This window comes from Streptomyces sp. NPDC027185, from assembly GCF_055567035.1.
Genome location: NZ_JBVHRF010000001.1, coordinates 255,135 through 279,205, shown reverse-complemented (window position 1 = coordinate 279,205; position 24,071 = coordinate 255,135). Strand labels below are relative to the sequence as shown.

Below are 24,071 nucleotides of genomic sequence, written 5' to 3'. Positions count from 1 at the left end.
TCGTAGAACAGCCCGGCGACGGGGTGCTCACGGATGAGTACGCGTACTCAGACGGCGAGATGAGTAGGTACGCGGATGGGCCGGACCCCGCCGGAACGACAGAGTGGGGTGCACCGAAGGGACGCGGCGCCGCACCGCCGGCACGGGGCGGCGGAGCGGCGCGGCATCCCGGACGTGACGGGGGAAACACGGGGGATACGGGGGAAGTACGGGGGACACGGGGGAAGTACGGGGGACACGGGGGAAGTACGGGGGACACGGGGGAAGCGCTGTCCTGGTCGGATCGGTGGGGGAACGATCCGTGCCAGGGCAGCGCGCTTTTTCGTTTCCGGCCCTGGGGACGGCGGCGGAGCCGCGGCGCCTCCGAGGCCGGCGGGACGCCCGAGGGGCCCGGACCGTGCGTCCCGGGGCGGCCCCGGCGTTCCCCGGACAGCGGCCCGTCGGGCCCGTGACTCAGCTCCGGTGGCCGCTCACCCGCCCCTGGAGCAGCCGGGACAGCGCCGCGTGCACCTCGTCGAGGGAGCGGTCCGGCTGGTACGACTGCCAGTCGAGCGCCGCCACCAGCACCATCCCGAACAGCGCCGACGCGGTCAGCGGCACATCGATCTCCTCGCTCAGCTCGCCCTCGGCGACGGCCTCGCGCAGTACGCCCTCCACCACGGCCACGGCCCGCTCGCGCACCACCATCAAGGTGGACTGCCAGGCCCGGTTGGTGCGCCACAGTTCGGCCACGTAGAGCTGGGTGAGCGACGGGTAGCGGGAGATGAAGTCCAGACCGGCGCGGATCATCGCGTCCAGGGCGTCGATGCGGGTGCCGCCGCGGTCGGTCACCTTCTCGGCCGCCTCCTGGAGGGAGGTCGCCAGCAGTTCGATGCCGTGCCGCAGCAGTTCCTCGAAGAGAACGTTCTTGCTCGCGAAGTTGTAGTAGACCGTGCCCTTCGCGACCCCCGCCCGCTCGGCGATCTCGTCCACCGTGGTGGAGGAGAAGCCCTGTTCGGCGATGAGGGTGACCGCGGCGTCGAAGAGTTTGCGCCGGGTGGCGTCGCGGCGTGAGTGGGAGCTGTCCATGCAGGTGATTGTGCCGGTCCGCGGCGCCCGCCGGTTCACGGGAGCGGCCCCGGGCGCAGCTCTTCCGCCCACGCGACGGGCCGGCCGTGGGCGGTCGGTACGGCAGGCTCCGGTGTCCTCGTGGTGGACACCGGCAGCACGTCGCGCCCGGTGCACCGGTCCGGCCCGCTGCCGGTCCTCCGTCGCGGTGGTGGGGGCAACGCTCCTCGTGTGAGGGGGTGTTGGGGGCCGGGGCGGCGCATCGGCCGCAGGCGGCCCGGGGTGGTGTCCCGGCCGGTGACGGCCCCGGGCTGCGCGGTGCGGTTCGTGGCCCGGTGCCGTTCCGCGTGGTCCCCTGCCGGGTGGGGTGGTGGCGGTACGAACGGGAGCGAGGCGGGCGGCGGGGACCGTCCGGGTCGGGCGGCCTGGAGGCCGAGCTGGGTACAGGGGGGCCTGCGCGATCGGGTCCGTACGCCTCCAGACCTCGCGAAAGCCCAGGTCAGGGCCGATTGTCAGTGGTGTGCCGCAGGATGGGGGCAACGGTTCCGAACCGGTTTGCGACGACTGGAGGTTCGTCATGGCAGCTCGTCCCGCAATGGGCAGCTCCGCTGCGTACGGTCCCCCGAGCGATGTCCACCCCGTTCTGCGGCGTTCGGCAGCGCCACCCGCCGCCCTCACCCTGCTCACCCAGGCCCAGCAGGGCCTCACCGAAGCCGAAACCCTGCCCTCCCCGAACGAACGCTTCGCGACGGCCCATCTCGCCGCGTTGCGTACCGCCGCCGCCGTGCTGGCGGTCCGGGGCAGGCCCGAGGCCACCGCGCGCCGCCGCCGGCGCATCCGCAGCGTCTGGGAGGTCCTGCCGGAGGTCGCCCCGGAGCTGACCGAGTGGAGCGCCCTCTTCGCCGCCGGAGCCGAGCGCCGGGCCCGCGCCGAGGCCGGCATACCGGGCGCGGCCGGCCCCCGCGACGCCGACGATCTCCTCCGTGCCACCGCCCACTTCCTCCGCCTGGTCGAGCGCATGCTCCTGCTCCAGCCGTCCCTCCCGCCCCAGCGCGCGGGGTGAGGGTAGGGTCACCGCACGCGGCGCGACGGGCTTCGGTTCGGCAACGCCCAGTGCCTGGGCCCTCGGGCGACGCACGGCGCCCGGCCCTTGAGGGCCCACCGGCGCACCCATCGCAGGCCCCGCCAGGGGCGGGCGGCCCCCCTCGTGGCCGAGTGGTTGCCCGACGGTGGGTCTTGCCTGGTGGGCGTGGAGAGCCAGGGCGGAAGGTGACCGTTTCCCGGGCCTGGCCGGAATGGATGCCCGGTGTCGCGGCCGGAGCCGTGGTCGGGGCCGGCGTTCGCCGTGGAGGGGGGCGGCCCGGGGCCGGGCGGCCCCGGAGCTGGACGTTGTTTCAAGCCTGGGCAGGGGCTGCCTCGGGCCGCCGTCTCCGGGAGCGGCGAGCCGAGGGCCCGTCCCCGTCCGGACCGCCGGCCCCGCCCGTCCTCGCGCCCCGGGGCGGACGCGGACGGCAGGCCGGGTGCCCATGGCGGCCGGTGGCCGTCGCCGGGCTGTGCCCTCCTGTGCGGGGCGTCGGAAGACGCAGGTGGCGCCGCAGGTCGCGGAGGGCGCGGGACGCAATAGGGTGGTGGGCGCCTAGTTGTTCTGCCCCTCCGAGGAGCCACCCGCCGTGTCTGACCCGCTGCGCCCGCGCGCATCCCTCCGTACCGCCGTGGTCTGGGAGGTTCTCAGGGACGCCCTGGAGCGCCGGGCCGGGGCCGCCGGGCGCGATGTCCTCGACGTCCTCGACACCGGGGGCGGCACCGGCAACTTCGCCGTGCCGGTCGCCCGTCTCGGCCACCGCGTCACCGTCGTCGACCCGAGCCCCAACGCCCTCTTCGCCCTGGAGCGCCGCGCCGCCGAGGCGGGCGTCGCCGACCGGGTACGGGCCGTCCAGGGCGACGCCCACGGCCTCTTCGACGTCGTCGAGCGCGGCGGTTTCGACGCCGTCCTGTGCCACGGTGTCCTGGAGTACGTCGACGAACCGGCCGAGGGCGTCCGTAACGTCGTCGCCGCTCTCCGGGAATCCGGCACCCTCAGCCTCCTCGCGGCCGGGCTCGGCGGCGCGGTGCTCGCCCGCGCCCTCGCCGGGCACTTCTCCGAGGCCCGCCAGGCCCTCACCGACCCGTCCGGTCGCTGGGGCGAAGGCGACCCGGTGCCCCGCCGGTTCACCGCCGACCAGCTCTCCGGCCTGGTCACCGGCGCCGGGCTCCAGGTCGGCGCGGTGCACGGCGTACGGGTCTTCGCCGACCTCGTCCCCGGCGTGCTCGTCGACACCGAGCCCGGGGCGATGGAGGCGCTGCTGAAACTGGAGGCGGCCGCCGCCGAGCAGCCCGCGTTCCACTCCGTCGCCACCCAGCTGCACGTTCTGGCCGAGCGCGGCTGATCACCGCCGGTGGCCGGCCGCCGGGTGCGGTCGGCCACAGCCCACCCGATCAGCCCCTTCTCCCCGTATGATCGAGGGACGACGTTCCGGCATGACGGATGGGCGGGTGGGGAATGCAGGCAGCATCACCACCGGCCGCCCTGGCGGCCAGGACAGTGGACTGGCGCAGAGGGGCGGGTTTCACCGGGGCGAATCCCTGCCTATCCTGAAAGGGCCGCACCCGGTCGCCCCCGCGACCGACGAGTAGGAGGACTCCGTGCCGCTCTCGGAGCACGAGCAGCGCATGCTCGAGCAAATGGAGCGAGCGCTGTACGCCGAAGATCCCAAGTTCGCGACAGCGCTTGAGGGAAGCGGGCTGCGCACGTACACCCGGCGACGGGTCTACCAAGCGGTCGTCGGCTTCCTGGTCGGTATCGGCCTGCTCATGGCCGGCATGGTCGCCCAGCAGATCTGGATCAGCGTCGTCGGCTTCCTGGTGATGCTCGGCTGTGCGGTCCTCGCCGTGACCGGCTGGCGCAAGGCCCCCAAGCCCGGTGAGCAGCGCTCCGGCGCCGTCCCGGGCAAGCGTGGCAGGGCGGGCGGCGCGCCCGCGCGGCGCCAGTCCGGCGGTCGCCGCTCGATGATGAACCGCATCGAGGACCGCTGGCAGCGTCGCCGCGACGAACAGGGCCACTGACCTCGCCTTCTGCCGCAGCCGCGTACCGCGAGCCGTCCGTCCCTGTTGAGTGCGGTGACGGGGTCAAGGCCGTTGTTCCGGTGAGGCACGACCGTCCCGGAGCCGGTGGGGGCGGCCCCTGAGACCCGAGGACCGAGCGGTCGGTTCCGGGCCACCAGTGGCCGTCGTCGGTTCGCCGCGTTGCCGGTTCGCCGAGTTTCTCGTCGGTCTCCATGCTTTCGTGATCCCGTTCCTTCGGCGGGGCCGTCCTTACCGGGCGGCCCCGCCGAAGTGCGTCATGGGGCGAGTGCGTCGCGTTCCTCCCGGCTGGGCCGTGGACCCGGGGGCCGTTCCCTGGGCCTTGGTATGCGGCTCGACGTACCGGGCCGGGAGACCGGCGGGCCCGGATCACGTGAGGCCGGGCCCGGCCTGTTTCTTCGCCTCTCGTCACGCTCGCCGTACGCCGAGCGTGTGGGTCACGGCGTACGGCGTTCCGTTCGTTTCAGGTGCGTCGGCCGCCTAGGCGCAGGGCGGTGGTGCGGCTGGATATGCGGCGGCGGAATGTGCGCCACCGAGTGGTGAACGTCCGCAGCAGGCGGTCGGCGGAGCGGGGGAGCAAGGTGGCCCGCCACCGTGTCGTGCGGGACGCCTGGGTGCGCAGGGCAGTGCGGATCAGGCGGACATCGTCGGTCACCTGTGGGGCGGGCCGGGGGTGGGCCGCGTACAGGGCTTCCTCGACCGCGCCGGCCACCCGGCGCACGGCCTCGGCGGGGCGGGGCGATAGCGCGGCGACCTCGATCAGATGGTCGGCGGTCCGGCGCGGGGTGAGGCTTCCGCCCGGAGAGATGCCCAGGTCGCGGGCGGTGTCGGTCAGCTCTTCCCAGGCGGCGAGGGGGGCCGCCGGGCCGTCGGCGGAGAGCCGCCGCGCACGGGCCCGGGACCGCCACAGCGCCGGGAGCGCGGCGACCGCGAGCAGCAGCAGGCCGCCCAGTGTCAGGGCGATGACGCCGGGAGGGGAGAGGCCGTCGTCCGGCGGGCCGTCGCCCGGGAGCGAGGGGGCCGCCGCCATGCAGCCTCCGGAGCCGGCGCGCTGACCCGGGCCGCAGGTCGGATCCGGCCGAGGGGCCCCCGACGGGGTGGTGGGCCGGGTCGGGTGCTGCGCCGGGGAGTCGGGGGAGGTGTCCTGCGAGGTGTCCGGGAGGGCGTACTCCGGGATGGTGCCGCGGCTCGGGGTGGGCTCGAAACGGGTCCAGCCGATGCCCTCGAAGTACAGCTCGGGCCAGGCGTGGGCGTCCCGCAGACCGACCGATGTCGTTCCGTCCGGCTGTTCGGTACCAGGGGTGAAGCCGACGGCGACCCGCGCCGGGATGCCCAGGGTGCGTGCCATCGCGGCCATCGAGAACGAGAAATGGACGCAGAAGCCCTCCTTCTGTGCCAGGAACCGGGTGATGGCCTTCACCCCGGTGCCCGCACGCACCTCGGTGTTGTAGCGGAAGCCGCCGTCGGTCGCGAACCAGTCCTGGAGCTTGACGGCCTTGGCGTACGGGGTGGCCGCACCGCGGGTCACCTGCCGGGCCGTCGCCGCGACCACGGGCGGCAGCGAGGCGGGCACCTCGGTGTACTCGCGCCGCAGCGCGGCGGGCGGCGGCGGGGCCTCGGCGAGCTGCCGTGCCGTGGGCCGCACCCGCAGGCTCTCCACCTGGTACTGCAGGCCGCGGGTGTTCTGGCCGCGGTCGCCCACCAAGGTGCGACCCTGCTCCTCGAACCGCCACCGCCCGGAGATACCGATCCGCGAGGCCGGGAACGGCATCGGGAGCCAGTTCTGGCCGTACCACTCGGCGGTCGAGATCGAGGTGTTGATCCGGGTGGTGGCGACGTCGGGGGAGAGGCCCGCGGGGCGCGGCAACTGATCGGGCACATCGGTCACCGTCCGCTCGGACGGCTTCCAGGCCGTGCCGTCGAACTGGTCGAGCGCCACGATCCGCAGGTACAGGTCACGGGTGTCGTCCGCCGTGGTGCGGTAGTTGAGGACTTCCTTGTCCTCGGGCTGGTTCAGGCTGTTCTGGAGGGAGACGAGAGGGTTGACCGCGGAGATGGTGCCGCCGCCGGAACCTCCGTCCCGGCCACCCGTGCCGAGCAGCCCGCCGCCCAGGGACGGCAGCGCCGCCGGGACGGCGACGGCGACGCCGAGCGCCAGCGCGCCGATCCGCCGCCCGTACCGCACCGGAACGGACCCGGCCGCCGCCTTCTTGGACCATGGCGACCACCGGGAGCCGCGGGCCGCCGCCCCGCCGAACACCCGGCCCCACCGCGACAGCCGTTCGTCCCCCTCGGCCAGCAGGAGCAGCAGATAGCCCGCGGCGGCGATCAGGAACCACAGCCGGCCCGTGCCGCCCGGTGCGAGCCCCGCGGCGACCGAGTAGAGCGCCAGCAGCGGCAGCCCGGCGGGTGCGGCGCTGCGGTACGTGACCGCCAGCGCGTCCACGACCAGGCCGATCAGCGTCACCCCGCCGACCAGCAGCAGCCGGATACCGGGGGTGAGCGGCGCCGGACTGGCGTACCGGCTGACGTCGGCCACCCCGGACCGCCCGAGGCCGATCAGCTCCGCCACCGCGTCCGGGCCCGGCAGCACCCCGAGAATCGCCTGCTCACCGGCGTACAGCGCGGTCAGCGTCAGCAGCGCCGGTACGGTCTGGGCGACGATGACCAGCGGGCGCGGCCACGGCAGGCGCCGTGCCCCCGCTCCCGCCGCCGTCACCAGCGCCACCAGCAGCGCCGCCTGGAGCATCCACCCGGCCGGATCGACCAACGGCACCAGCGCACAGGACGCGCAGAGCGTCGCCACCGCCGCCCACGGCGCAGGCCCCCGCCCGCTCATCCGCACCCTCCCGCCCGCACGGCCCGGCCGTCCACGGCGCCCCGGCCGCCGCCCGGCGTCCGCCCGTCCGCCGCGACGCGCCGTCGCGGCTCTCCGCCGGCCCGCCGGCCGTTCACGTTCCGCCTCATGTCCCGCTCCCCGCCCCCGCTGCCGCGCCGTCCGTGCCCGCCGGGGGGTACGGCGGGGCCGCCGCGCCCGCCCAGGGACCATCGGAGGGTATGCCGCCCGCTCCGTCGGCCGCCCGCCACAGCGCGGGCAGCGAGGCACCGGGCGCCACCGGCAGCGCCGTCCAGCCCGCCGCGCGGAGGATCCGCAGCCCGTCGTCGAGCCTCCCGGGGCGGGCGCCGGACCGCGGCTCCCGGGAGTGCTGCGCCCAGGCGGCTCCGTCCAGGACGAAGGCGACCGCGGCCGTACTGCGCCGCCGCATCCGCGCGGCCGCCTCGGCCGCTGCCTCGTCCAGCTCCCCGAAGAACGCGATCAGCAGGCCCGCGCCGCCGCGCAGCGCCTCGTACGCCGCCGAGAGGTCCGGCTCCCCGGACGGCTCCACCACCGCCAGGGCGTCCAGCAGCAGACCGGCCGTCGCACCGCCCGGCACCTCGGCGCCCTCCGGGCCGGGCACCGAGGTGCCGGTGTCCGTCAGCAGCCGTACCGGGAAACCCTGCTCCAGCAGATGCACCGAGGCGGAGGCGGCGGCCGCCACCGCCCACTCGAACGCCGACTCCGGGCCGCCGCCGTGGTGGGCCCTCTCCCGGGTGTCGAGCAGGACCGTGCACCGCGTCCGCCGCGGCTGCTCCTCCCGGCGCACCATCAGCTCGCCGTGGCGCGCCGTGGACCGCCAGTGCACCCGGCGCAGATCGTCGCCGTGGCGGTAGCCGCGCGGAATGACATCGTCCTCGCCCGCCAGTGCCGCCGCACGCCGCCCGTCGCCGTACCCGGCCGACTCCCCGGCCATCCGCACGGACGGCAGCGGCTGGGTGGAAGGCACCGCCGTCAGCGTGTCCGCGACGCCGAAGGCGCAGGTCAGCTCGCACATCCCGAACGGGTCCGCCAGCCGCAGCTCCAGCGGGCCCAGCGGGAAACGCCCCCGCAGATCCGACCGGACGCGGTACGAGACCTCCCGGCGCCCGCCCGCCTCCACCCGGTCCAGCACGAACCGCGGCCGCGGACCGAGGACGTACGGCACGCGGTCCTGGAGCATCAGCACGCCCGTCGGCAGCCGGGAGAGGTTCTCCACGGACAGTCCCACCCGGGCCTCGGCGCCCACCGGCACCCGGGCGGGGGCGAGCGTGCGGCGGGCGGCGACGCGGTAGCGCGTGCGGTGCAGCACCAGGACGCAGACCAGCGGCAGCGCCGCCAGCAGCAGCCCCACCCGCAGCAGATCCGCCTGGCCCAGCAGATACGCGCAGATCGCGGCGGCGACCCCCGCGGCGAGGAACGACCGGCCGCGCGTCGTCAGCCCGGCGAGGACGGCCCGCAGCCCGCCGCGCCCGCCGGCCTCCGGGCCGCTCCCGCCGGACATCACAGCTCCCGCACGCCGGGCGGGCGGCGGTCCGGGGCCTCCGCCCGGGTCTGCCGCGCGGGGTCCGGGACCGGGACGCGGTGCAGGATCTCCAGCACGATCTGCTCCGCGCCGCGGCGGTTCAACTGCGCCTGCGACGTGGGCAGCAGCCGGTGCGCGAGGACCGGGACGGCCAGCGCCTGCACATCGTCCGGGAGGGTGTACTCCCGCCCGGCGAGCGCCGCGGCCGCCTTCGCCGCGCGGACCAGGTGCAGTGTCGCCCGAGGTGAGGCGCCCAGCCGCAGATCCGGATGGGAGCGGGTGGCCGCCACCACCTCCACCGCGTACCGGCGCACCGCCTCCGCCACGTGGACGGCCCGCACCGCCTCGGTCAGCCGCACCACGTCCTGGGCGCGGGCCACCGGCCGCAGCCCCTCCAGGGGCGACGCCGCGCCGTGCACGTCCAGCATCCGCAGCTCGGCCGCCGGGCTCGGATAGCCCACGGACACCCGCGCCATGAAGCGGTCGCGCTGGGCCTCCGGCAGCGGGTACGTGCCCTCCATCTCGACCGGGTTCTGGGTGGCGACGACCATGAACGGGCTGGGCAGCTCGTACGTCCGGCCGTCCATCGTGACCTGCCGTTCCTCCATGGACTCCAGCAGCGCCGACTGGGTCTTTGGGGAGGCGCGGTTGATCTCGTCGCCGATCACGAACTGGGCGAAGATCGCGCCGGGCTTGAACTCGAACTCCTTGCTCCGCTGGTCGAAGACGCCGACACCGGTGATGTCGGACGGCAGCAGATCCGGCGTGAACTGGATGCGCCGCACCGAACAGTCCAGGGACCGCGCCAGCGCCTTGGCCAGCATCGTCTTGCCGACGCCCGGCACGTCCTCGATGAGCAGGTGCCCCTCGGCGAGCAGCACCGTGAGCGCCAGCCGTACGACCTCCGGCTTGCCCTCGATGACACCCTCGACCGACCGCTGCACCCGTTCGGCAGTGGTGGTCACATCAACGAGGCTCGCTCGCTCGTCATACGTCGTCACCGGCCCTCCTCGGCCCTTCCCCGTGCCCGCGCTGAACAGAGGATCTCCCGCACCGGACCGGCGCCTTCCGTACGGCCCGGCCCGCCCCCTCACGCGGCGCCGGCCCCGGCAGGGGCGACGCCACCCCCGCATTCTCACCGCCGTGCGCGTCCGGCGTCATGGCCTGTGGACAACTGACGGCGTTTCGCCCCGGCGGGTGACGGCCGGGCACCCGCGTCCGGGCAGCACGGCGCCGGGCACGGGACAGAGGTCCCGCACCCGGCGCCGGTGCGAGGTCAGCGGGGGAGGATCTCCCGCAGCAGACCGGTGGTGACGTCGAAGACGAAGCCGCGGACGTCGTCCTTGTGGAGCAGGAACGGCGAGGTGCGTACCCGTTCCATCGACTGGCGGACGTCCTCGTCGAGGTCCTTGAACGCCTCGACGGCCCAGGTGGGACGCTGGCCGACCTCGGCCGCCAGATCGTGGCGGAAGTCCTCGGTGAGGCCCAGCAGACCGCAGCCGGTGTGGTGGATCAGCACCACCGACCGGGTGCCCAGCGCGCGCTGGCTGATGGTCAGGGAACGGATGATGTCGTCGGTGACGACCCCGCCCGCGTTGCGGATCGTGTGGCAGTCGCCCAGCTGCAGACCGAGCGCCGCGTGCAGGTCGAGGCGGGCGTCCATGCAGGCCACAACGGCGACGTTGAGGACCGGCCGGGCATCCGTACCGGGGTCGCTGAACGCTTCGGCGTACCGCGCGTTGGATGCGACGAGGCGGTCGGTGACGGTGGTCCCGGTGGTGTCGTCGGCCGGGGACGGCGACGATGAAGCAGATATGGACATGGCCTCACCGTAGCTCCGGCGGCCGGATCCGGCCGCACCTGGGAGCGGGCCGCAGCGGATGACGTCACCCCTTGTGACGTAATCCACATGGGGCGTTACGGAGCCCCCGTTCGGGTGAGCGGTGGCCCGAACAGCCGCTCCGGGACGCGCGGAACCGGTTGATTGACCGGGGAAGACGGTGGACTAAAGTGGCGCGAAGTGGGAGGCGTGACGCTCTCCTCGGTCCCCGAAGCCCTCGCGTGTCCACCACACGTACGGTTCGGCCTCCTCCCGCTCCAGCGGCCTTCCGACGCCAATTCCCGTCGCCGGAGAGCCACTTCCCCTTCAGAGCGGGCGGGGACCAAGCGGTACGTGCGGCACCCCGCCAGCGGCCGGGGACCCACCTGCCGCTCACCCATCGGAAGGCTTATGAGCGAGCGCAGCGAGCGAATCAGAAAGAGGTGCGCCCGCCCCGGATGCGGGACCGCCCGGCGAAGTGAGGTCCGCGCATGAGCGCCCACACCCGCCACGTCCCCGTCATGCTCCGGCGCTGCCTGGACATGCTCGCCCCCGCCCTCGCCGAGCCGGGCGCCGTCGTCGTCGACTGCACCCTCGGCCTCGGCGGGCACAGCGAGGCGCTGCTCGCCACCTTCCCCGCGGCCCGGCTCATCGCCCTCGACCGTGATCCGTCGGCGCTGCGGCTGGCCGGTGAACGGCTCGCCCCGTACGGCGATCGCGCCACCCTGGTGCACGCCGTCTACGACGAACTGCCCGAGGTCCTCGACCGCCTCGGCGTCCCCCGGGTCCAGGGCGTCCTCTTCGACCTCGGCGTCTCCTCCATGCAGCTCGACGAGGCCGACCGCGGCTTCGCGTACGCGCAGGACGCGCCGCTGGACATGCGGATGGACCAGACGACCGGCATCAGCGCCGCCGACGTCCTCAACACCTACGCCCCCGGGGAACTGGTGCGGATCCTGCGCTCCTACGGGGAGGAGAAGCAGGCCAAGCGGATCGTCGAGGCGGTGGTGCGCGAGCGGGCCAAGGAGCCGTTCCGCAACAGCGCCCGGCTGGTCGAGCTGATCCGCGAGGCGCTGCCGCAGGCGGCCAAGCGGCACGGCGGCAACCCCGCCAAGCGCACCTTCCAGGCGCTGCGCATCGAGGTCAACGGCGAGCTGGCGAGCGTCGAGCGCGCCGTGCCCGCCGCGGTGAAGGCGCTGGCGGTCGGCGGCCGGATCGCGGTCCTCGCCTACCACTCGCTGGAGGACCGGATCGTCAAGCAGGTCTTCGCCGCCGGCGCGGCCAACACCGCGCCGCCCGGCCTGCCCGTCGTCCCCGAGCAGTACCAGCCGCGGCTGAAACTGCTCACCCGGGGCGCCGAACTCCCCACGGAGGAAGAGGTCGCGGAGAACCGGCGCGCGGCCCCGGCGCGGCTGCGCGGCGCCGAACGCATCCGCGAGGACATCGCGTGACCCCCCGGGGGCGTTCGCCGAAGGGGCCCTCCCGCCTCGTGGCGCTGTTCCCGGGCGGGAGCAGCTCCGCCGCGCGAACGCCCTTCGTCCTGCTGATCGTCGTCCTCCTCGGCTCCGGGCTGCTCGCCCTGCTGCTGCTCAACTCGGCGCTCAACCAGGGCTCGTTCGAGCTGAGCCGCCTGGAGAAGCGGACCGACGAGCTCACCGACGACCAGCAGGAACTCCAGCAGCAGGTGGACGCGGTCTCCGCCCCGGGCGCCCTCGAACGCCGCGCCCGGGAGCTGGGCATGGTGCCGGGGGGCAACCCGGCGTTCCTCGCCCCGGACGGCACGGTCCGCGGCAAGCCCAGCGAGGCGACGGAGGAGCCGCGTCCGCTGCACGCCCCGGCCGGCCCCGCGCTCCCCGGTGCGCTCGGCGGCGGCGTCACCCCGCGGGCGACGGCCACCCCGGGCGCCCCCGGCGCCGCGTCCCCGGGTGCCCCCGGCGCCGGGACCACGCCCGCCGGTGCCCCGGCCTCCGGCGCCGCGTCCCGCCCGCCCGGTGCGGCCCCGGCCGGTTCCGTGCGCCCGGCCGCCCCGCCGCCCACCGCGGCCGTCCCTTCCCCGACAACCTCCGGCAGGTGAACCCGGTGACGGACCAGGCCCCCGGGCCGTACGACACAGCAGACCCCGGGCCCCGCCGCCGCACCCCCGCGGCGGACGGGGGCGGGACGGCCCCCGGGGCCGCGTCCACCGGCGTGCCGCACGGGCGGGCCGCGTCATGACCGCACCTCAGGACCCCCGGCGCCGCGTCCCGCGCCCCGCGCAGAGCGGCGGTGCCCGCCGTCCGGCGCCGAGGAGCGGCCGTCCGGCCCCCAAGGGCGGCCGTCCCGCTGCGGGCCGTTCCGCCACCGGCCGTCCCCCGGCCGCCCGCCGCCCCGCCAAGGCCGCGCCGCCGCGGCGCCCGGCCCGCCCCGCGCCCGTGCTCCGGCTCGGCAGCCCCCGGCCCCGGCTGCGGCTGGTCGCCGTGGCGCTGACGCTGGTGATGCTGGTCTTCGTGGTCCGTCTCTTCCAGGTGCAGGCCGTCGACGCCGCCGCGTACGCCGCCAAGGCCAACGTCAACCGCTACGTCCCGGTGACCCTGGCCGCCGAACGCGGCACCATCACCGACCGCTCGGGCACCGACCTCGCCACCACCGTCGACGCGTACGACATCACCGCCGACCCCAGCCTGCTGGCGCCCGACAAGATCAAGATCGCGGATGCCCCGCAGCGGGCCGCGGCCCTGCTCGCGCCCGTCCTCGGCGAGGACCGTGCCACCCTCGCCGCCAAGCTCGCCAAGCCCTCCTCCCGGTACGTCGTCCTCGCCCGGCAGCAGACCCCGCAGGTCTGGAAGAAGATCAAGGACATGCGGACGGAGCTGGAGCGGAAGGCGGCCGCCGCGCCGAAGAAGGCGCCCGAACCCGACGTCCTCGTCGGCATCTTCGCCGACCGGCACAGCAAGCGCGTCTACCCGGGCGGCGCCCTCGCCGCCGGCGTCCTCGGCTTCGTCAACAGTGAGGGCAAGGGCGGCGGCGGGCTGGAGGCCCAGCTGAACAAGGCGCTGGCCGGCAAGGACGGCAAACTCGTCTACGCGCAGTCCGGCGGTCGCCGGGTGCCCACCGCCGACACCCAGGAACACCCCGCCGTCCCCGGCACCGACGTCCGCCTCACCCTGGACCGCGACATCCAGTGGGAGGCGCAGAAGGCCATCACCGAACAGGTCACCAGGTCCAAGGCCGACCGCGGCTACGTCGTCGTCCAGGACACCCGGACCGGCCAGATCCTCGCGCTCGCCAACGCCCCCGGCTTCGACCCCAACCACCTCGACCGGGCGAACCCCGCCGCCCTCGGCAACGCCGCCCTCACCGACGCCTACGAACCGGGTTCCACCAGCAAGCTCATGTCGATGGCCGCCGTCCTGGAGGAGGGCGCCGCCACCCCGGCGACCCGCGTCACCGTCCCCAACCGGCTGCACCGCGGCGACCGGCTCTTCGCCGACGACGTCGACCACGACACCTGGCACCTGACGCTCAACGGCGTCCTCGCCAAGTCCAGCAACATCGGCACCATCCTCGCCACCGGCCAGCTCGGGAAGACCCAGCCCGAGGCCAACCGGGTGCTCCACTCCTACCTCGACAAGTTCGGCATCGGCCGCCCCACCGGGCTGGCCTTCCCCGGCGAGACCGACGGCATCCTGGCGAAGCCGCAGGACTGGAACACCTCGCAGCAGTACACGATCCCGTTCGGCCAGGGCCTCTCCCTCAACGCCGTACAGGCCGCCTCCGTCTACTCCACGATCGCCAACGGCGGCGAGCGCATCGCCCCCACCCTCGTCCGCGGCACCACCGGCCCGGACGGCCACTACCGCCCGGCGCCCGCCCCGGAGAAGACCCGCGTGGTGAGCCCGAAGACCGCCCGGCAGCTCGCCACCATGCTCGAATCCGTCGTCGACGACCGGGAGGGCACCGGCGCCGCCGCGAAGATCGACGGCTACCGCGTGGGCGGTAAGACCGGCACGTCCAACCGGGTGGATCCCAAGACCGGCCGCTACCACGGCTACACGGCCTCCTTCGCCGGTTTCGCCCCCGCCGACGCCCCCCGCATCACCGTCTACTGCGCCGTCCAGAACCCCACCAAGGGCAGCTACTTCGGCGGTCAGGTCTGCGGCCCCGTCTACCAGCAGGTGATGAAGTTCGCGCTGAAAACCCTCCAGGTCCCGCCCAGCGGCAGCGCGCCCCCGAGGCTGCCCGTCACCTTCACGCCAGGCGACTGAAAACGAGGCAACATCGCCGTGACGACGATCACTCCCCACCAAACACCCGACCCGGCGCACGACTCCCGGCCGCGGCCCTCACTTCGCCTCCGAGCCGCCGCGCCCGGTACGCTCACCGCCGTGTCACATGCTGAACAGTCCCCCAACGCCCAGAAGGACGCCTCCGGAACATATCCGGGAGCGCCCCGCCCCGAGGAGGTCCGGCCCACCCCCCTGGCGGTCCTCGCCGAGCAGCTGGGCAACCCGGCTCCGGAAGCGGCAGACGTCCAGGTCACCGGCATCACCCACGACTCCCGGGCGGTCCGCCCCGGTGATGTCTACGCGGCTCTGCCCGGGGCCCGCCTGCACGGCGCCGACTTCGTCGCCCAGGCCGCCGACCTCGGCGCCGCGGCGATCCTGACCGACCCGACGGGCGAGAAGCGCGCCGCCGGGACGGGCCTGCCGGTCCTCGTCACCGAGGACCCGCGCGCCCGGATGGGCGCCCTCGCCGTCTCCATCTACGGCGCGCCGGGCGAGGACCTCCTCCAGATCGGCATCACGGGGACCTCCGGCAAGACCACCACGGCCTATCTCATGGAGGGCGGCCTCAAGGCCGCGGCCGAGGCCGACGGCAAGGGCGCGCTGACCGGACTGATCGGCACCGTCGAGACCCGTATCGGCGATGAGCGCATCAAGTCCGAGCGCACCACCCCCGAGGCCACCGACCTCCAGGCGCTCTTCGCCGTCATGCGCGAGCGGGGCGTGCGCTCCGTCGCCATGGAGGTCTCCAGCCACGCGCTGGTCCTCGGCCGGGTCGACGGCTGCGTCTTCGACGTCGCCGTCTTCAACAACCTCAGCCCGGAGCACATGGAGTTCCACTCCGGCATGGAGGACTACTTCCAGGCCAAGGCCCGCCTGTTCACCCGGGCCCGCAGCCGCGCCGGTGTCGTCAACCTCGACGACGAGTACGGCAAGCGGCTGGCCCGCGGCGAGGCCGAGGTCCCGGTGACCACCTTCTCCGCCGAGGGCCACCCGGACGCCGACTGGCGCGCCGCCGACGTCGAGATCGGCGCGCTCGGCTCGACGTTCACCGTGTACGGCCCGAACGGCGAGAAGCTGCGGGCCGCCTCGCCGCTCGCCGGCCCGTTCAACGTCGCCAACGCGCTCGCCGCGATCACCGCCCTGGTCGTCGCCGGGATCGACCCGCAGACCGCCGCCGACGGCGTCGCCGCGGTCCCCGGCGTCCCCGGCCGCCTGGAGCGCGTCGACGCCGGTCAGCCGTATCTCGCCGTCGTCGACTACGCGCACAAGACCGACGCCGTCGAATCGGTTCTGCGGGCCCTGCGCAAGGTGACCGACGGCAAGCTGCACGCCGTGCTCGGCTGCGGCGGCGACCGCGACCCGCACAAGCGCGTCCCGATGGGCGCCGCGGTGGCCCGCCTCGCCGACACCGCCGTACTGACCTCCGACAACCCGCGCTCGGAGGACCCGCTCGCGATCCTCGCCACGATGCTCGCGGGCGCCGCCGAGGTACCGATCCACGAGCGCGGCACCGTCCTCGTCGAGGAGGAGCGCGGCGCCGCCATCGCCGCCGCCGTCGCCCGCGCCGAACCGGGCGACACCGTGATCGTCGCGGGCAAGGGCCACGAACAGGGCCAGGACATCGCCGGAGTGGTCCGCCCCTTCGACGACCGCCAGGTGTTGCGCGAGGCCATCGTGGCCTCGCTGTCCGAGCAGCAGCCGAACCACCAGGGATGACACACCGCCATGCGCGCACAACCTTTCCGCTGGTCTCTTCCGCCGCTCGCCGGGGGTGAGCTGTGATCTCCCTGACCCTCGCCGAGATCGCGAGCATCACCGGCGGGCAGCCGCACGACATACCGGACCCGGAGCTCCAGGTCACCGGCCCGGTCGTGCAGGACTCCCGGCAGGTACGCCCCGGCAGCCTCTTCGTGGCGTTCGCCGGTGAACGCGTCGACGGCCACGACTTCGCCGCCGGCGCGGTCGCCGACGGCGCGACGGCGGTCCTCGCCGCCCGCCCCGTCGGCGTCCCGGCGATCGTCGTCGACGACGTCGTCGCCGCGCTCGGCGCGCTGGCCCGCGCCGTCGTCGGGCGGCTGGGCACCAACGTCGTCGCCCTCACCGGCTCCGCGGGCAAGACCAGCACCAAGGACCTGATCGCCCAGCTGCTGCGGCGCAACGGCCCGACGGTGTGGCCGGAGGGCAACCTCAACAACGAGATCGGCCTGCCGCTCACCGCGCTCCGCGCCGACGACACCACCCGCCACCTCGTCCTGGAGATGGGCGCCCGCGGCGTCGGCCACATCCGCTACCTCGCGGCGCTCACCCCGCCCCGGATCGGTGTGGTCCTCAACGTCGGCAGCGCCCACATCGGCGAGTTCGGCGGCCGCGAGCAGATTGCCCTGGCAAAGGGCGAACTGGTCGAGGCGCTGCCGGCCGCGGACGAAGGGGGGCCCGAAGGGCTTCCGCAGGAGGGTGGTGGCGGGCGACGGGCGGGCGGAGTGGCCGTGCTCAACGCAGACGACCCCTATGTCCGCGCCATGGTCCACCGCACGAAGGCCCGTACGGTCCTCTTCGGCGAGGCGCCGGACGCCGACGTCCGTGCCGAGAATGTCCGGCTCACCACACTCGGTCAGCCTGCCTTCACGCTCCACACACCCTCCGGGTGCAGCGAGGTGACCATGCGGCTGTACGGTGAGCACCACGTGTCGAACGCGCTCGCCGCGGCCGCCGTCGCCCACGAGTCGGGCATGTCCGTGGACGAGATCGCCACCGCGCTCTCCGAAGCCGGCACGCTCTCCCGCTGGCGGATGGAGGTCACCGAGCGCGCGGACGGCGTGACGGTGGTCAACGACGCCTACAACGCGAACCCCGAGTCCATGCGAGCGGCGCTGCGCGCGCTGATCGCGATGGGCGAAGCCGGCAAGGAGCGGGGCGGGCGCACGTGGGCGGTGCTCGGCGAGATGGCCGAGCTGGGCGAGGACGCCCTCGCCGAACACGACGCGGTCGGACGCCTGGCCGTCCGGCTCAACGTCAGCAAGCTCGTCGCGGTCGGCGGCAGGGAAGCCGCTTGGCTGCGGATGGGCGCTTACAACGAGGGTTCGTGGGGTGAGGAGTCGGTGCACGTGTCCGACACACGGGCGGCGGTGGACCTGTTGCGCAGCGAGCTGCGGCCGGGGGACGTCGTGCTGGTGAAGGCATCCAGGTCGGTGGGGCTCGAACGGGTCGCGGCGGCACTGCTGGAGGACGAGGGCGTACAGGGCGCCGAGAGCGGGTCCGCGACCCGATGAACTCCATGAAGCAGATCCTCTTCTCCGGAATGATCGGGCTCTTCCTGACCCTGATCGGTACCCCGCTGCTGATCAAGCTGCTGGCCAAGAAGGGCTACGGGCAGTTCATCCGCGATGACGGCCCCCGCACCCACGGCAGCAAGAAGGGCACGCCCACCATGGGCGGCATCTCCTTCATCCTGGCCACGATCATCGCGTACGCCCTGACGAAGGTGATCACCTCCAGTGACCCGACGTTCTCGGGTGTGCTGGTTCTCTTCCTCTTCGCGGGCATGGGCCTGGTCGGCTTCCTCGACGACTACATCAAGATCGTCAAGCAGCGGTCGCTGGGGCTGCGGGCCAAGGCGAAGATGGCCGGCCAGCTGATCGTCGGTATCGCCTTCGCGGTGCTCTCGCTGCAATTCGCCGACCTGCGCGGCGCGACGCCGGCGTCCGACCGGATCTCCTTCACCCAGGACTTCGGCTGGCAGATCGGCCCGGTGCTCTTCGTCATCTGGGCGCTGTTCATGATCCTGGCGATGTCCAACGGCGTGAACCTCACCGACGGCCTCGACGGTCTGGCCACCGGCGCCTCGGTGATGGTCTTCGGCGCGTACACCTTCATCGGCATCTGGCAGCACCAGGAGTCCTGCGCCAACGCGATCACCGCGGGCCCCGGCTGCTACGAGGTCCGCGATCCGCTCGACCTCGCGGTCGTCGCCTCCGCCCTGATGGGCGCCTGCTTCGGCTTCCTGTGGTGGAACACCTCGCCCGCCAAGATCTTCATGGGCGACACCGGCTCGCTGGCGCTCGGCGGCGCCCTCGCCGGTCTCGCGATCTGCTCCCGCACCGAGCTGCTGCTGGCCGTCCTGGGCGGTCTGTTCGTCCTCATCACCATGTCCGTGGTCATCCAGGTCGGCTCGTTCCGCCTGACCGGCAAGCGGGTGTTCCGGATGGCGCCGCTCCAGCACCACTTCGAACTCAAGGGGTGGTCCGAAGTCCTTGTCGTGGTCCGCTTCTGGATCATCCAGGGCATGTGCGTGATCGTCGGCCTGGGCCTCTTCTACGGCGGCTGGCAGGCCGCCAAGTGACCGCCGAATTCGCAGGCGCGTACATCACCGTCGCCGGTCTGGGCGTGAGCGGCATCAGCGCCGCCCGCGCCCTGGCCGGCCGCGGCGCCCACGTCACGGTCGTGGACGGCGGCGACGGCGAGCGGCAGCGGGCCGCCGCCGCGGAGCTGGAGGGATGGGCGGCCCGGGAGGCCGCCGAGGGGTCGGTCACCGTCCGCCTCGGCGACGGCGCCACCCTCCCCGAGGGCACCGGCCTCGTCGTCACCTCGCCCGGCTGGAAGCCGGACAGCCCGCTGTTCACCGCGGCCGCCGAGGCCGGGGTGGACGTCGTCGGCGACGTCGAGATCGCCTGGCGGCTGCGCGGCCCCGACGCCGCCGACTGGCTGGCGGTCACCGGCACCAACGGCAAGACCACCACGGTCCGGATGCTCGCCGCGATCCTGGAGGCCGAGGGCCTGCGCACCACGGTCGCGGGCAACATCGGCACCCCGATCATCGATCTGGTCCTCGCCCAGGACACCGAGCGCTACGACGTCCTCGCCGTGGAGCTCTCCAGCTACCAGCTGCACTGGGCCCCGTCCGTACGGGCCCACTCCGGCGCGGTCCTCAACCTCGCCCCCGACCACCTCGACTGGCACGGCTCCATGGCGGCGTACGCCGCCGACAAGGGCCGGATCTACGAGGGCAACACCGTCGCCTGCGTCTACAACGTGGCCGACAAGGCGACCGAGGACCTGGTCCGCGAGGCCGACGTCGAGGAGGGCTGCCGCGCGATCGGCTTCACCCTGGGCACCCCGGGCCCCTCGCAGCTCGGCGTCGTCGAGGGCCTCCTCGTCGACCGCGCCTTCGTCGAGAACCGCCACAAGCAGGCCCAGGAACTGGCCGAGGTCGCCGACATCGGCCGGCCCCTCGCCCACCACCACCCTTCGGAGGAAGGCGCTCCGCGCCGCGTGTCCGTGGCCCCGCACAACATCGCCAACGCCCTCGCGGCGGCGGCGCTGGCCCGCGCGTACGGCGTACGGCCCGCGGCGGTCCGGGAGGGGCTGCGGGCGTTCCACCCGGACGCCCACCGCATCCAGCACGTCGCGGACGTCGCCGGTGTGACGTACATCGACGATTCCAAGGCGACCAACACCCACGCGGCCGAGGCGTCGTTGGCCTCGTATGACCACATCGTCTGGATCGCCGGGGGGCTCGCCAAGGGAGCCACCTTCGACGAGCTGGTGCGTACGGCCGCGGGACGGCTGCGCGGAGCGGTGCTGATCGGTGCCGACCGGGCACTGATCCGCGAAGCCCTGGCGCGACACGCCCCCGATGTCCCGGTGGTCGACCTCGACCGGACCGACACTGGGGCGATGTCCGCGGCGGTCCGCGAAGCGGCCGCCCTCGCCGGGCCCGGTGACACGGTGCTCCTGGCCCCGGCCTGCGCCTCGATGGACATGTATCTGAACTACAACAAGCGCGGCGACGCCTTCGCCGACGCGGTGCGCGAGCTGAACGCACCAGGCCGGTAGCCGCTCGTCCCGCTCCCGTCGAGGATCTGCGGCCCGCACTGTGGAGGGGACGAGATGACGGCCCGATCGGCGAAGGCGGCGCCGCCGCGGCCGCGGCGCACCGCCGCCGCGCCACGGCCGCCGCGTGGTGGCCGCCGCCCGACCGGCGGCGGCCCGCGGCGGCTCTACACCCGGCTCCGGCGGGCCTGGGACCGTCCGCTGACGGCGTACTACCTGATCCTCGGCGGCAGCATGCTGCTCATCGTCCTCGGTCTGGTGATGGTCTACTCGGCCTCGCAGATCAAGGCGCTGCAGTCCGGGCTCGCGCCGAGCTTCTTCTTCCGCAAACAGCTGATGGCCGCGGTCATCGGCGCCGTGCTGCTCCACCTCGCCGCCCGGCTGCCGGTCCGGCTGCACCGCACGCTGGCCTATCCGCTGCTGGCCGTCTCGGTGTTCGCGATGTGTCTGGTGCAGGTGCCGGGGATCGGGGTCGCGGTCAACGGCAACCAGAACTGGATCAGTCTCGGCGGCGCCTTCCAGATGCAGCCCAGCGAGTTCGGCAAGCTCGCGCTCGTCCTGTGGGGCGCCGATCTGCTCGCCCGCAAGCAGGAGCGGAAGCTGCTGACGCAGTGGAAGCATCTGCTGGTGCCGCTGATCCCGGTTGCCTTCCTGCTGCTCGGGCTGATCATGCTCGGCGGCGACATGGGCACCGCGATCATTCTCACGGCGATCCTCTTCGGACTGCTGTGGCTGGCGGGCGCCCCGACCCGGCTGTTCGCCGGGGTGCTGGGCGCCGCGGCGGTCATCGGCGCGCTGCTGATCAAGACCAGCGCCAACCGGATGTCCCGCCTCGCCTGCATCGGCGCGACCGATCCGGGCCCCAGCGACCAGTGCTGGCAGGCGGTGCACGGTATCTACGCGCTGGCCTCCGGCGGATTCTTCGGTTCCGGGCTCGGCGCGAGTATGGAAAAATGGGGTGAACTCCCTGAACCGCACACCGACTTCATCTTCGCCATCACCGGGGAGGAACTGGGACTGGCGGGGACGCTGTCGGTGCTCGCCCTGTTCGCGGCTCTAGGCTATGCGGGTATCCGCGTGGCCGGACGCACGGAGGACCCCTTCGTGAGGTACGCCGCGGGAGGTGTGACCACCTGGATCATGGCCCAGACCATGGTCAACATCGGTGCGGTGCTCGGCCTGTTGCCGATCGCCGGCGTCCCGCTCCCGCTGTTCTCCTACGGAGGCTCCGCCCTGCTGCCGTCGATGTTCGCCGTCGGGCTGCTGATCGCCTTCGCGCGTGACGAGCCCGCGGCACGGGCGGCGCTGGCCGCGCAGGCCACGCGGCGGCCGGGTTCCGGAAGGAAACCGGCCGGGGTGAGATGGAAGACGATGAGACGGCGCGTCACGAGGCGACCGTCCGGAGAGCGGTGAATTTCGGTGCATGTCGTACTCGCCGGCGGGGGGACCGCCGGCCACATCGAGCCCGCGCTCGCCCTCGCGGACGCCCTGCGGAGGCAGGACCCGACCGTGGGGATCACGGCCCTCGGTACGGAACGGGGCCTGGAGACCCGGCTCGTCCCGGAGCGCGGCTACGAACTGGGACTGATCCCGGCCGTACCGCTGCCCCGTAAGCCCACCCCCGAACTCATCACCGTCCCCGGGCGGCTGCGCGGCACCATCAAGGCGGCCGAGCAGATCCTGGAGCGGACGAAGGCGGACTGCGTCGTCGGCTTCGGCGGCTACGTCGCACTGCCCGGCTACCTCGCCGCCAAGCGGCTGGGCGTGCCGATCATCGTCCACGAGGCCAACGCCCGCCCGGGGCTCGCCAACAAGATCGGCTCGCGGTACGCCAAGTACGTCGCGGTCTCCACCCCGGAGAGCAAGCTGCGCGGCGCCCGCTATGTCGGCATCCCGCTGCGCCGCACCATCGCGACGCTCGACCGGGCGGCCGTCCGCCCCGAGGCGCGCGCCGCGTTCGGGCTCGACCCCAACCTCCCGACGCTGCTGGTCTCCGGCGGCTCCCAGGGCGCGCGCCGCCTCAACGAGGTGATCCAGGCGGCGGTTCCGGCGCTCCAGCGCTCCGGCATCCAGGTGCTGCACGCGGTCGGCCCGAAGAACGAACTGCCGCACGTCGACAACATGCCGGGGATGCCCCCCTACGTCCCGGTACCGTACGTGGACCGGATGGACCTCGCCTACGCCGCGGCGGACATGATGCTCTGCCGCGCCGGCGCGATGACCGTCGCCGAACTCTCCGCCGTCGGGCTCCCCGCCGCCTACGTCCCGCTGCCGATCGGCAACGGCGAACAGCGGCTCAACGCCCAGCCGGTGGTCAACGCCGGCGGCGGACTCCTCGTCGACGACGCCCAGCTCACCCCGGAGTGGGTGCAGTCCACGGTCCTCCCGGTCCTCGCCGACCCGCACCGGCTGTACGAGATGTCCCGCGCGGCCTCCGAGTTCGGCCGCCGGGACGCCGACGAACTCCTCGTCGGCATGGTGTACGAGGCGATTGCCCAGCGGAACAGCTAGACGAAAGGCAGGGGGAGCGTGGCCGGACCGACCGCCGCCCGCAGCGGTACCAAGGGGGCGCCGGTCTCCGGCCCGCCCCCCGCCGAACCGGCCCGCGCCCGACGGCGTTTGTGGCCACGCCTCCCCGCCCGTCGCGGTCTGATCATCACTCTGATCGCGGTGTTCCTCCTCGGCGGCTTCGCGGTCTGGGCCCTCTACGGCTCCGACTGGCTGCGGGTGACGGGCGTCCGGACCTCCGGCACCCGCGTGCTGACCGCCCGCGAGGTGACCGAAGCCGCCGATGTCCCGCTGCACTCCCCGCTGGTGTCGGTCGACACCGACGCGATCGGCGCCCGGCTCCGCCACCGGCTGCCCCGGATCAAATCCGTGGACGTGATCCGCTCCTGGCCGCACACCCTCGCCCTGAAGGTGACCGAAAGGGTGCCGGAACTGGTCATGCCAGAAGGCGGCAAGTACGTCGAAGTCGATGCCCAGGGCGTCCGTTTCGCGACGGTGCCCGCCCCGCCCAAAGGTGTTCCCGCACTTCAGCTGGTGGCGGACAACGCCCCGAGCCTGGACCGGTTCGGCCCCGCCCGGCTCCGCCGCGCCGCGGTCGAAGTGGCGTCCAGCCTCCCCGAAACCCTTCGTCATCAGGTCAAAACCGTGCGCGTGACGTCGTACGATGCGATCACGCTCGAACTGAACGGCGACCGCACGGTGCTGTGGGGAAGCAGCGAACGCGGCCCCCGGAAGGCCGCGGCGTTGACCGCTCTCCTCAAAGCCGCGCGTGACGCACGCCACTTTGACGTATCCGTTCCCAGCGCACCTGCGGTGTCCGGGAGTTGACGGCCGTCGTCGCAGGCCAGCCCCCTGGATGGCTATCACCGCGGGTGATCACATAGGGTGAAAAGAAAAACGGGAGGTTCGGCGTGTTCGTTGAACGTGCGCCACTTGTCGACTTAGTGTCTCGTTCCAAAGGGACTTTGCTTCCAAGGAACACGGATACAAGTAACCCTAAACTTCAACGTTAGGGTTCGGGTCGGCATTAACGGACCGTCCCATCGGCATCAGTCGGCGTCCACAAGGAATGTGAGGCGGCGACACGTAACTCGAGGCGAGAGG

Annotated in this window: 18 protein-coding genes; 13 read left to right on the top strand and 5 right to left on the bottom strand. The window is 73.6% G+C overall.

Annotated elements, in window-relative coordinates; translation table 11 throughout:
• Window positions 1-453: 453 nt before the first annotated feature.
• Window positions 454-1,068, bottom strand: a complete 615-nt coding sequence (locus ACZ4M8_RS01180; RefSeq protein ID WP_467602283.1) for a TetR/AcrR family transcriptional regulator — start codon at window positions 1,066-1,068, stop codon at window positions 454-456.
• 556 nt (window positions 1,069-1,624) lie between these two features.
• Between ACZ4M8_RS01180 and ACZ4M8_RS01175 the strand changes: the two genes are divergently transcribed.
• The 3 genes from ACZ4M8_RS01175 to ACZ4M8_RS01165 all read left to right on the top strand — a co-directional run bounded on the left by ACZ4M8_RS01175 (window position 1,625) and on the right by ACZ4M8_RS01165 (window position 4,149).
• The gene (locus ACZ4M8_RS01175) at window positions 1,625-2,110 is read left to right on the top strand and encodes an SAV_6107 family HEPN domain-containing protein (protein WP_467602281.1); all 486 of its coding nucleotides are present in this window, start codon (window positions 1,625-1,627) and stop codon (window positions 2,108-2,110) included.
• A 607-nt stretch (window positions 2,111-2,717) separates the two neighbouring features.
• Window positions 2,718-3,473 carry a class I SAM-dependent methyltransferase gene (locus ACZ4M8_RS01170; protein WP_467602279.1) on the top strand — a complete coding sequence of 252 codons (756 nt, stop codon included), beginning with the start codon at window positions 2,718-2,720 and terminating at the stop codon, window positions 3,471-3,473.
• Window positions 3,474-3,729: 256 nt separating this feature from the next.
• Window positions 3,730-4,149: a DUF3040 domain-containing protein gene (locus ACZ4M8_RS01165; RefSeq protein WP_467602277.1), complete on the top strand. Its 420-nt coding sequence runs from the start codon at window positions 3,730-3,732 to the stop codon at window positions 4,147-4,149.
• A gap of 481 nt (window positions 4,150-4,630) precedes the next feature.
• On the opposite strand, the gene ACZ4M8_RS01160 is transcribed toward ACZ4M8_RS01165, so the two are convergent.
• From ACZ4M8_RS01160 to ACZ4M8_RS01145, 4 genes are all read right to left on the bottom strand, one after another.
• On the bottom strand, window positions 4,631-7,006 hold the full coding sequence (locus ACZ4M8_RS01160) for a transglutaminase TgpA family protein (RefSeq protein WP_467602275.1): 2,376 nt from the start codon (window positions 7,004-7,006) through the stop codon (window positions 4,631-4,633).
• 124 nt (window positions 7,007-7,130) lie between these two features.
• Window positions 7,131-8,525, bottom strand: coding sequence for a DUF58 domain-containing protein (locus ACZ4M8_RS01155; protein ID WP_467602273.1), 1,395 nt, complete (start codon window positions 8,523-8,525; stop codon window positions 7,131-7,133).
• The gene (locus ACZ4M8_RS01150; RefSeq protein ID WP_467602271.1) at window positions 8,525-9,547 is read right to left on the bottom strand and encodes an AAA family ATPase; all 1,023 of its coding nucleotides are present in this window, start codon (window positions 9,545-9,547) and stop codon (window positions 8,525-8,527) included. The genes ACZ4M8_RS01155 and ACZ4M8_RS01150 overlap by 1 nt, the downstream gene beginning before the upstream one ends.
• Window positions 9,548-9,822: 275 nt before the next feature.
• Window positions 9,823-10,368, bottom strand: a complete 546-nt coding sequence (locus ACZ4M8_RS01145) for a beta-class carbonic anhydrase (protein ID WP_467602269.1) — start codon at window positions 10,366-10,368, stop codon at window positions 9,823-9,825.
• Between the two features lie 488 nt (window positions 10,369-10,856).
• Here ACZ4M8_RS01145 and rsmH point away from each other — a divergent pair, with 488 nt between their 5' ends.
• From rsmH to ACZ4M8_RS01095, 10 genes are all read left to right on the top strand, one after another.
• Complete coding sequence (gene rsmH / locus ACZ4M8_RS01140) at window positions 10,857-11,816, top strand: 16S rRNA (cytosine(1402)-N(4))-methyltransferase RsmH (protein ID WP_399092312.1); 960 nt, start codon at window positions 10,857-10,859, stop codon at window positions 11,814-11,816.
• 38 nt (window positions 11,817-11,854) lie between these two features.
• Complete coding sequence (ftsL, locus tag ACZ4M8_RS01135) at window positions 11,855-12,439, top strand: cell division protein FtsL (protein WP_467602267.1); 585 nt, start codon at window positions 11,855-11,857, stop codon at window positions 12,437-12,439.
• Window positions 12,440-12,575: 136 nt separating this feature from the next.
• Window positions 12,576-14,609 (top strand): peptidoglycan D,D-transpeptidase FtsI family protein, encoded by a 2,034-nt coding sequence (locus ACZ4M8_RS01130; protein WP_467602265.1) that lies wholly within the window; start codon window positions 12,576-12,578, stop codon window positions 14,607-14,609.
• Between the two features lie 18 nt (window positions 14,610-14,627).
• Window positions 14,628-16,346 carry a UDP-N-acetylmuramoyl-L-alanyl-D-glutamate--2,6-diaminopimelate ligase gene (locus ACZ4M8_RS01125; RefSeq protein WP_467602263.1) on the top strand — a complete coding sequence of 573 codons (1,719 nt, stop codon included), beginning with the start codon at window positions 14,628-14,630 and terminating at the stop codon, window positions 16,344-16,346.
• A gap of 62 nt (window positions 16,347-16,408) precedes the next feature.
• Window positions 16,409-17,899, top strand: a complete 1,491-nt coding sequence (locus ACZ4M8_RS01120; protein WP_467602262.1) for a UDP-N-acetylmuramoyl-tripeptide--D-alanyl-D-alanine ligase — start codon at window positions 16,409-16,411, stop codon at window positions 17,897-17,899.
• A gap of 5 nt (window positions 17,900-17,904) precedes the next feature.
• Window positions 17,905-18,969, top strand: coding sequence for a phospho-N-acetylmuramoyl-pentapeptide-transferase (gene mraY / locus ACZ4M8_RS01115; RefSeq protein WP_399092328.1), 1,065 nt, complete (start codon window positions 17,905-17,907; stop codon window positions 18,967-18,969).
• Window positions 18,966-20,462, top strand: coding sequence for a UDP-N-acetylmuramoyl-L-alanine--D-glutamate ligase (gene murD / locus ACZ4M8_RS01110; protein WP_467602260.1), 1,497 nt, complete (start codon window positions 18,966-18,968; stop codon window positions 20,460-20,462). The genes mraY and murD overlap by 4 nt, the downstream gene beginning before the upstream one ends.
• A gap of 54 nt (window positions 20,463-20,516) precedes the next feature.
• Window positions 20,517-21,872, top strand: coding sequence for a putative lipid II flippase FtsW (gene ftsW / locus ACZ4M8_RS01105; RefSeq protein WP_467602259.1), 1,356 nt, complete (start codon window positions 20,517-20,519; stop codon window positions 21,870-21,872).
• 6 nt (window positions 21,873-21,878) lie between these two features.
• Window positions 21,879-22,970 (top strand): undecaprenyldiphospho-muramoylpentapeptide beta-N-acetylglucosaminyltransferase, encoded by a 1,092-nt coding sequence (murG, locus tag ACZ4M8_RS01100; protein ID WP_467602257.1) that lies wholly within the window; start codon window positions 21,879-21,881, stop codon window positions 22,968-22,970.
• Between the two features lie 18 nt (window positions 22,971-22,988).
• Window positions 22,989-23,795 carry a cell division protein FtsQ/DivIB gene (locus tag ACZ4M8_RS01095; RefSeq protein ID WP_467602255.1) on the top strand — a complete coding sequence of 269 codons (807 nt, stop codon included), beginning with the start codon at window positions 22,989-22,991 and terminating at the stop codon, window positions 23,793-23,795.
• Window positions 23,796-24,071: the final 276 nt, after the last annotated feature.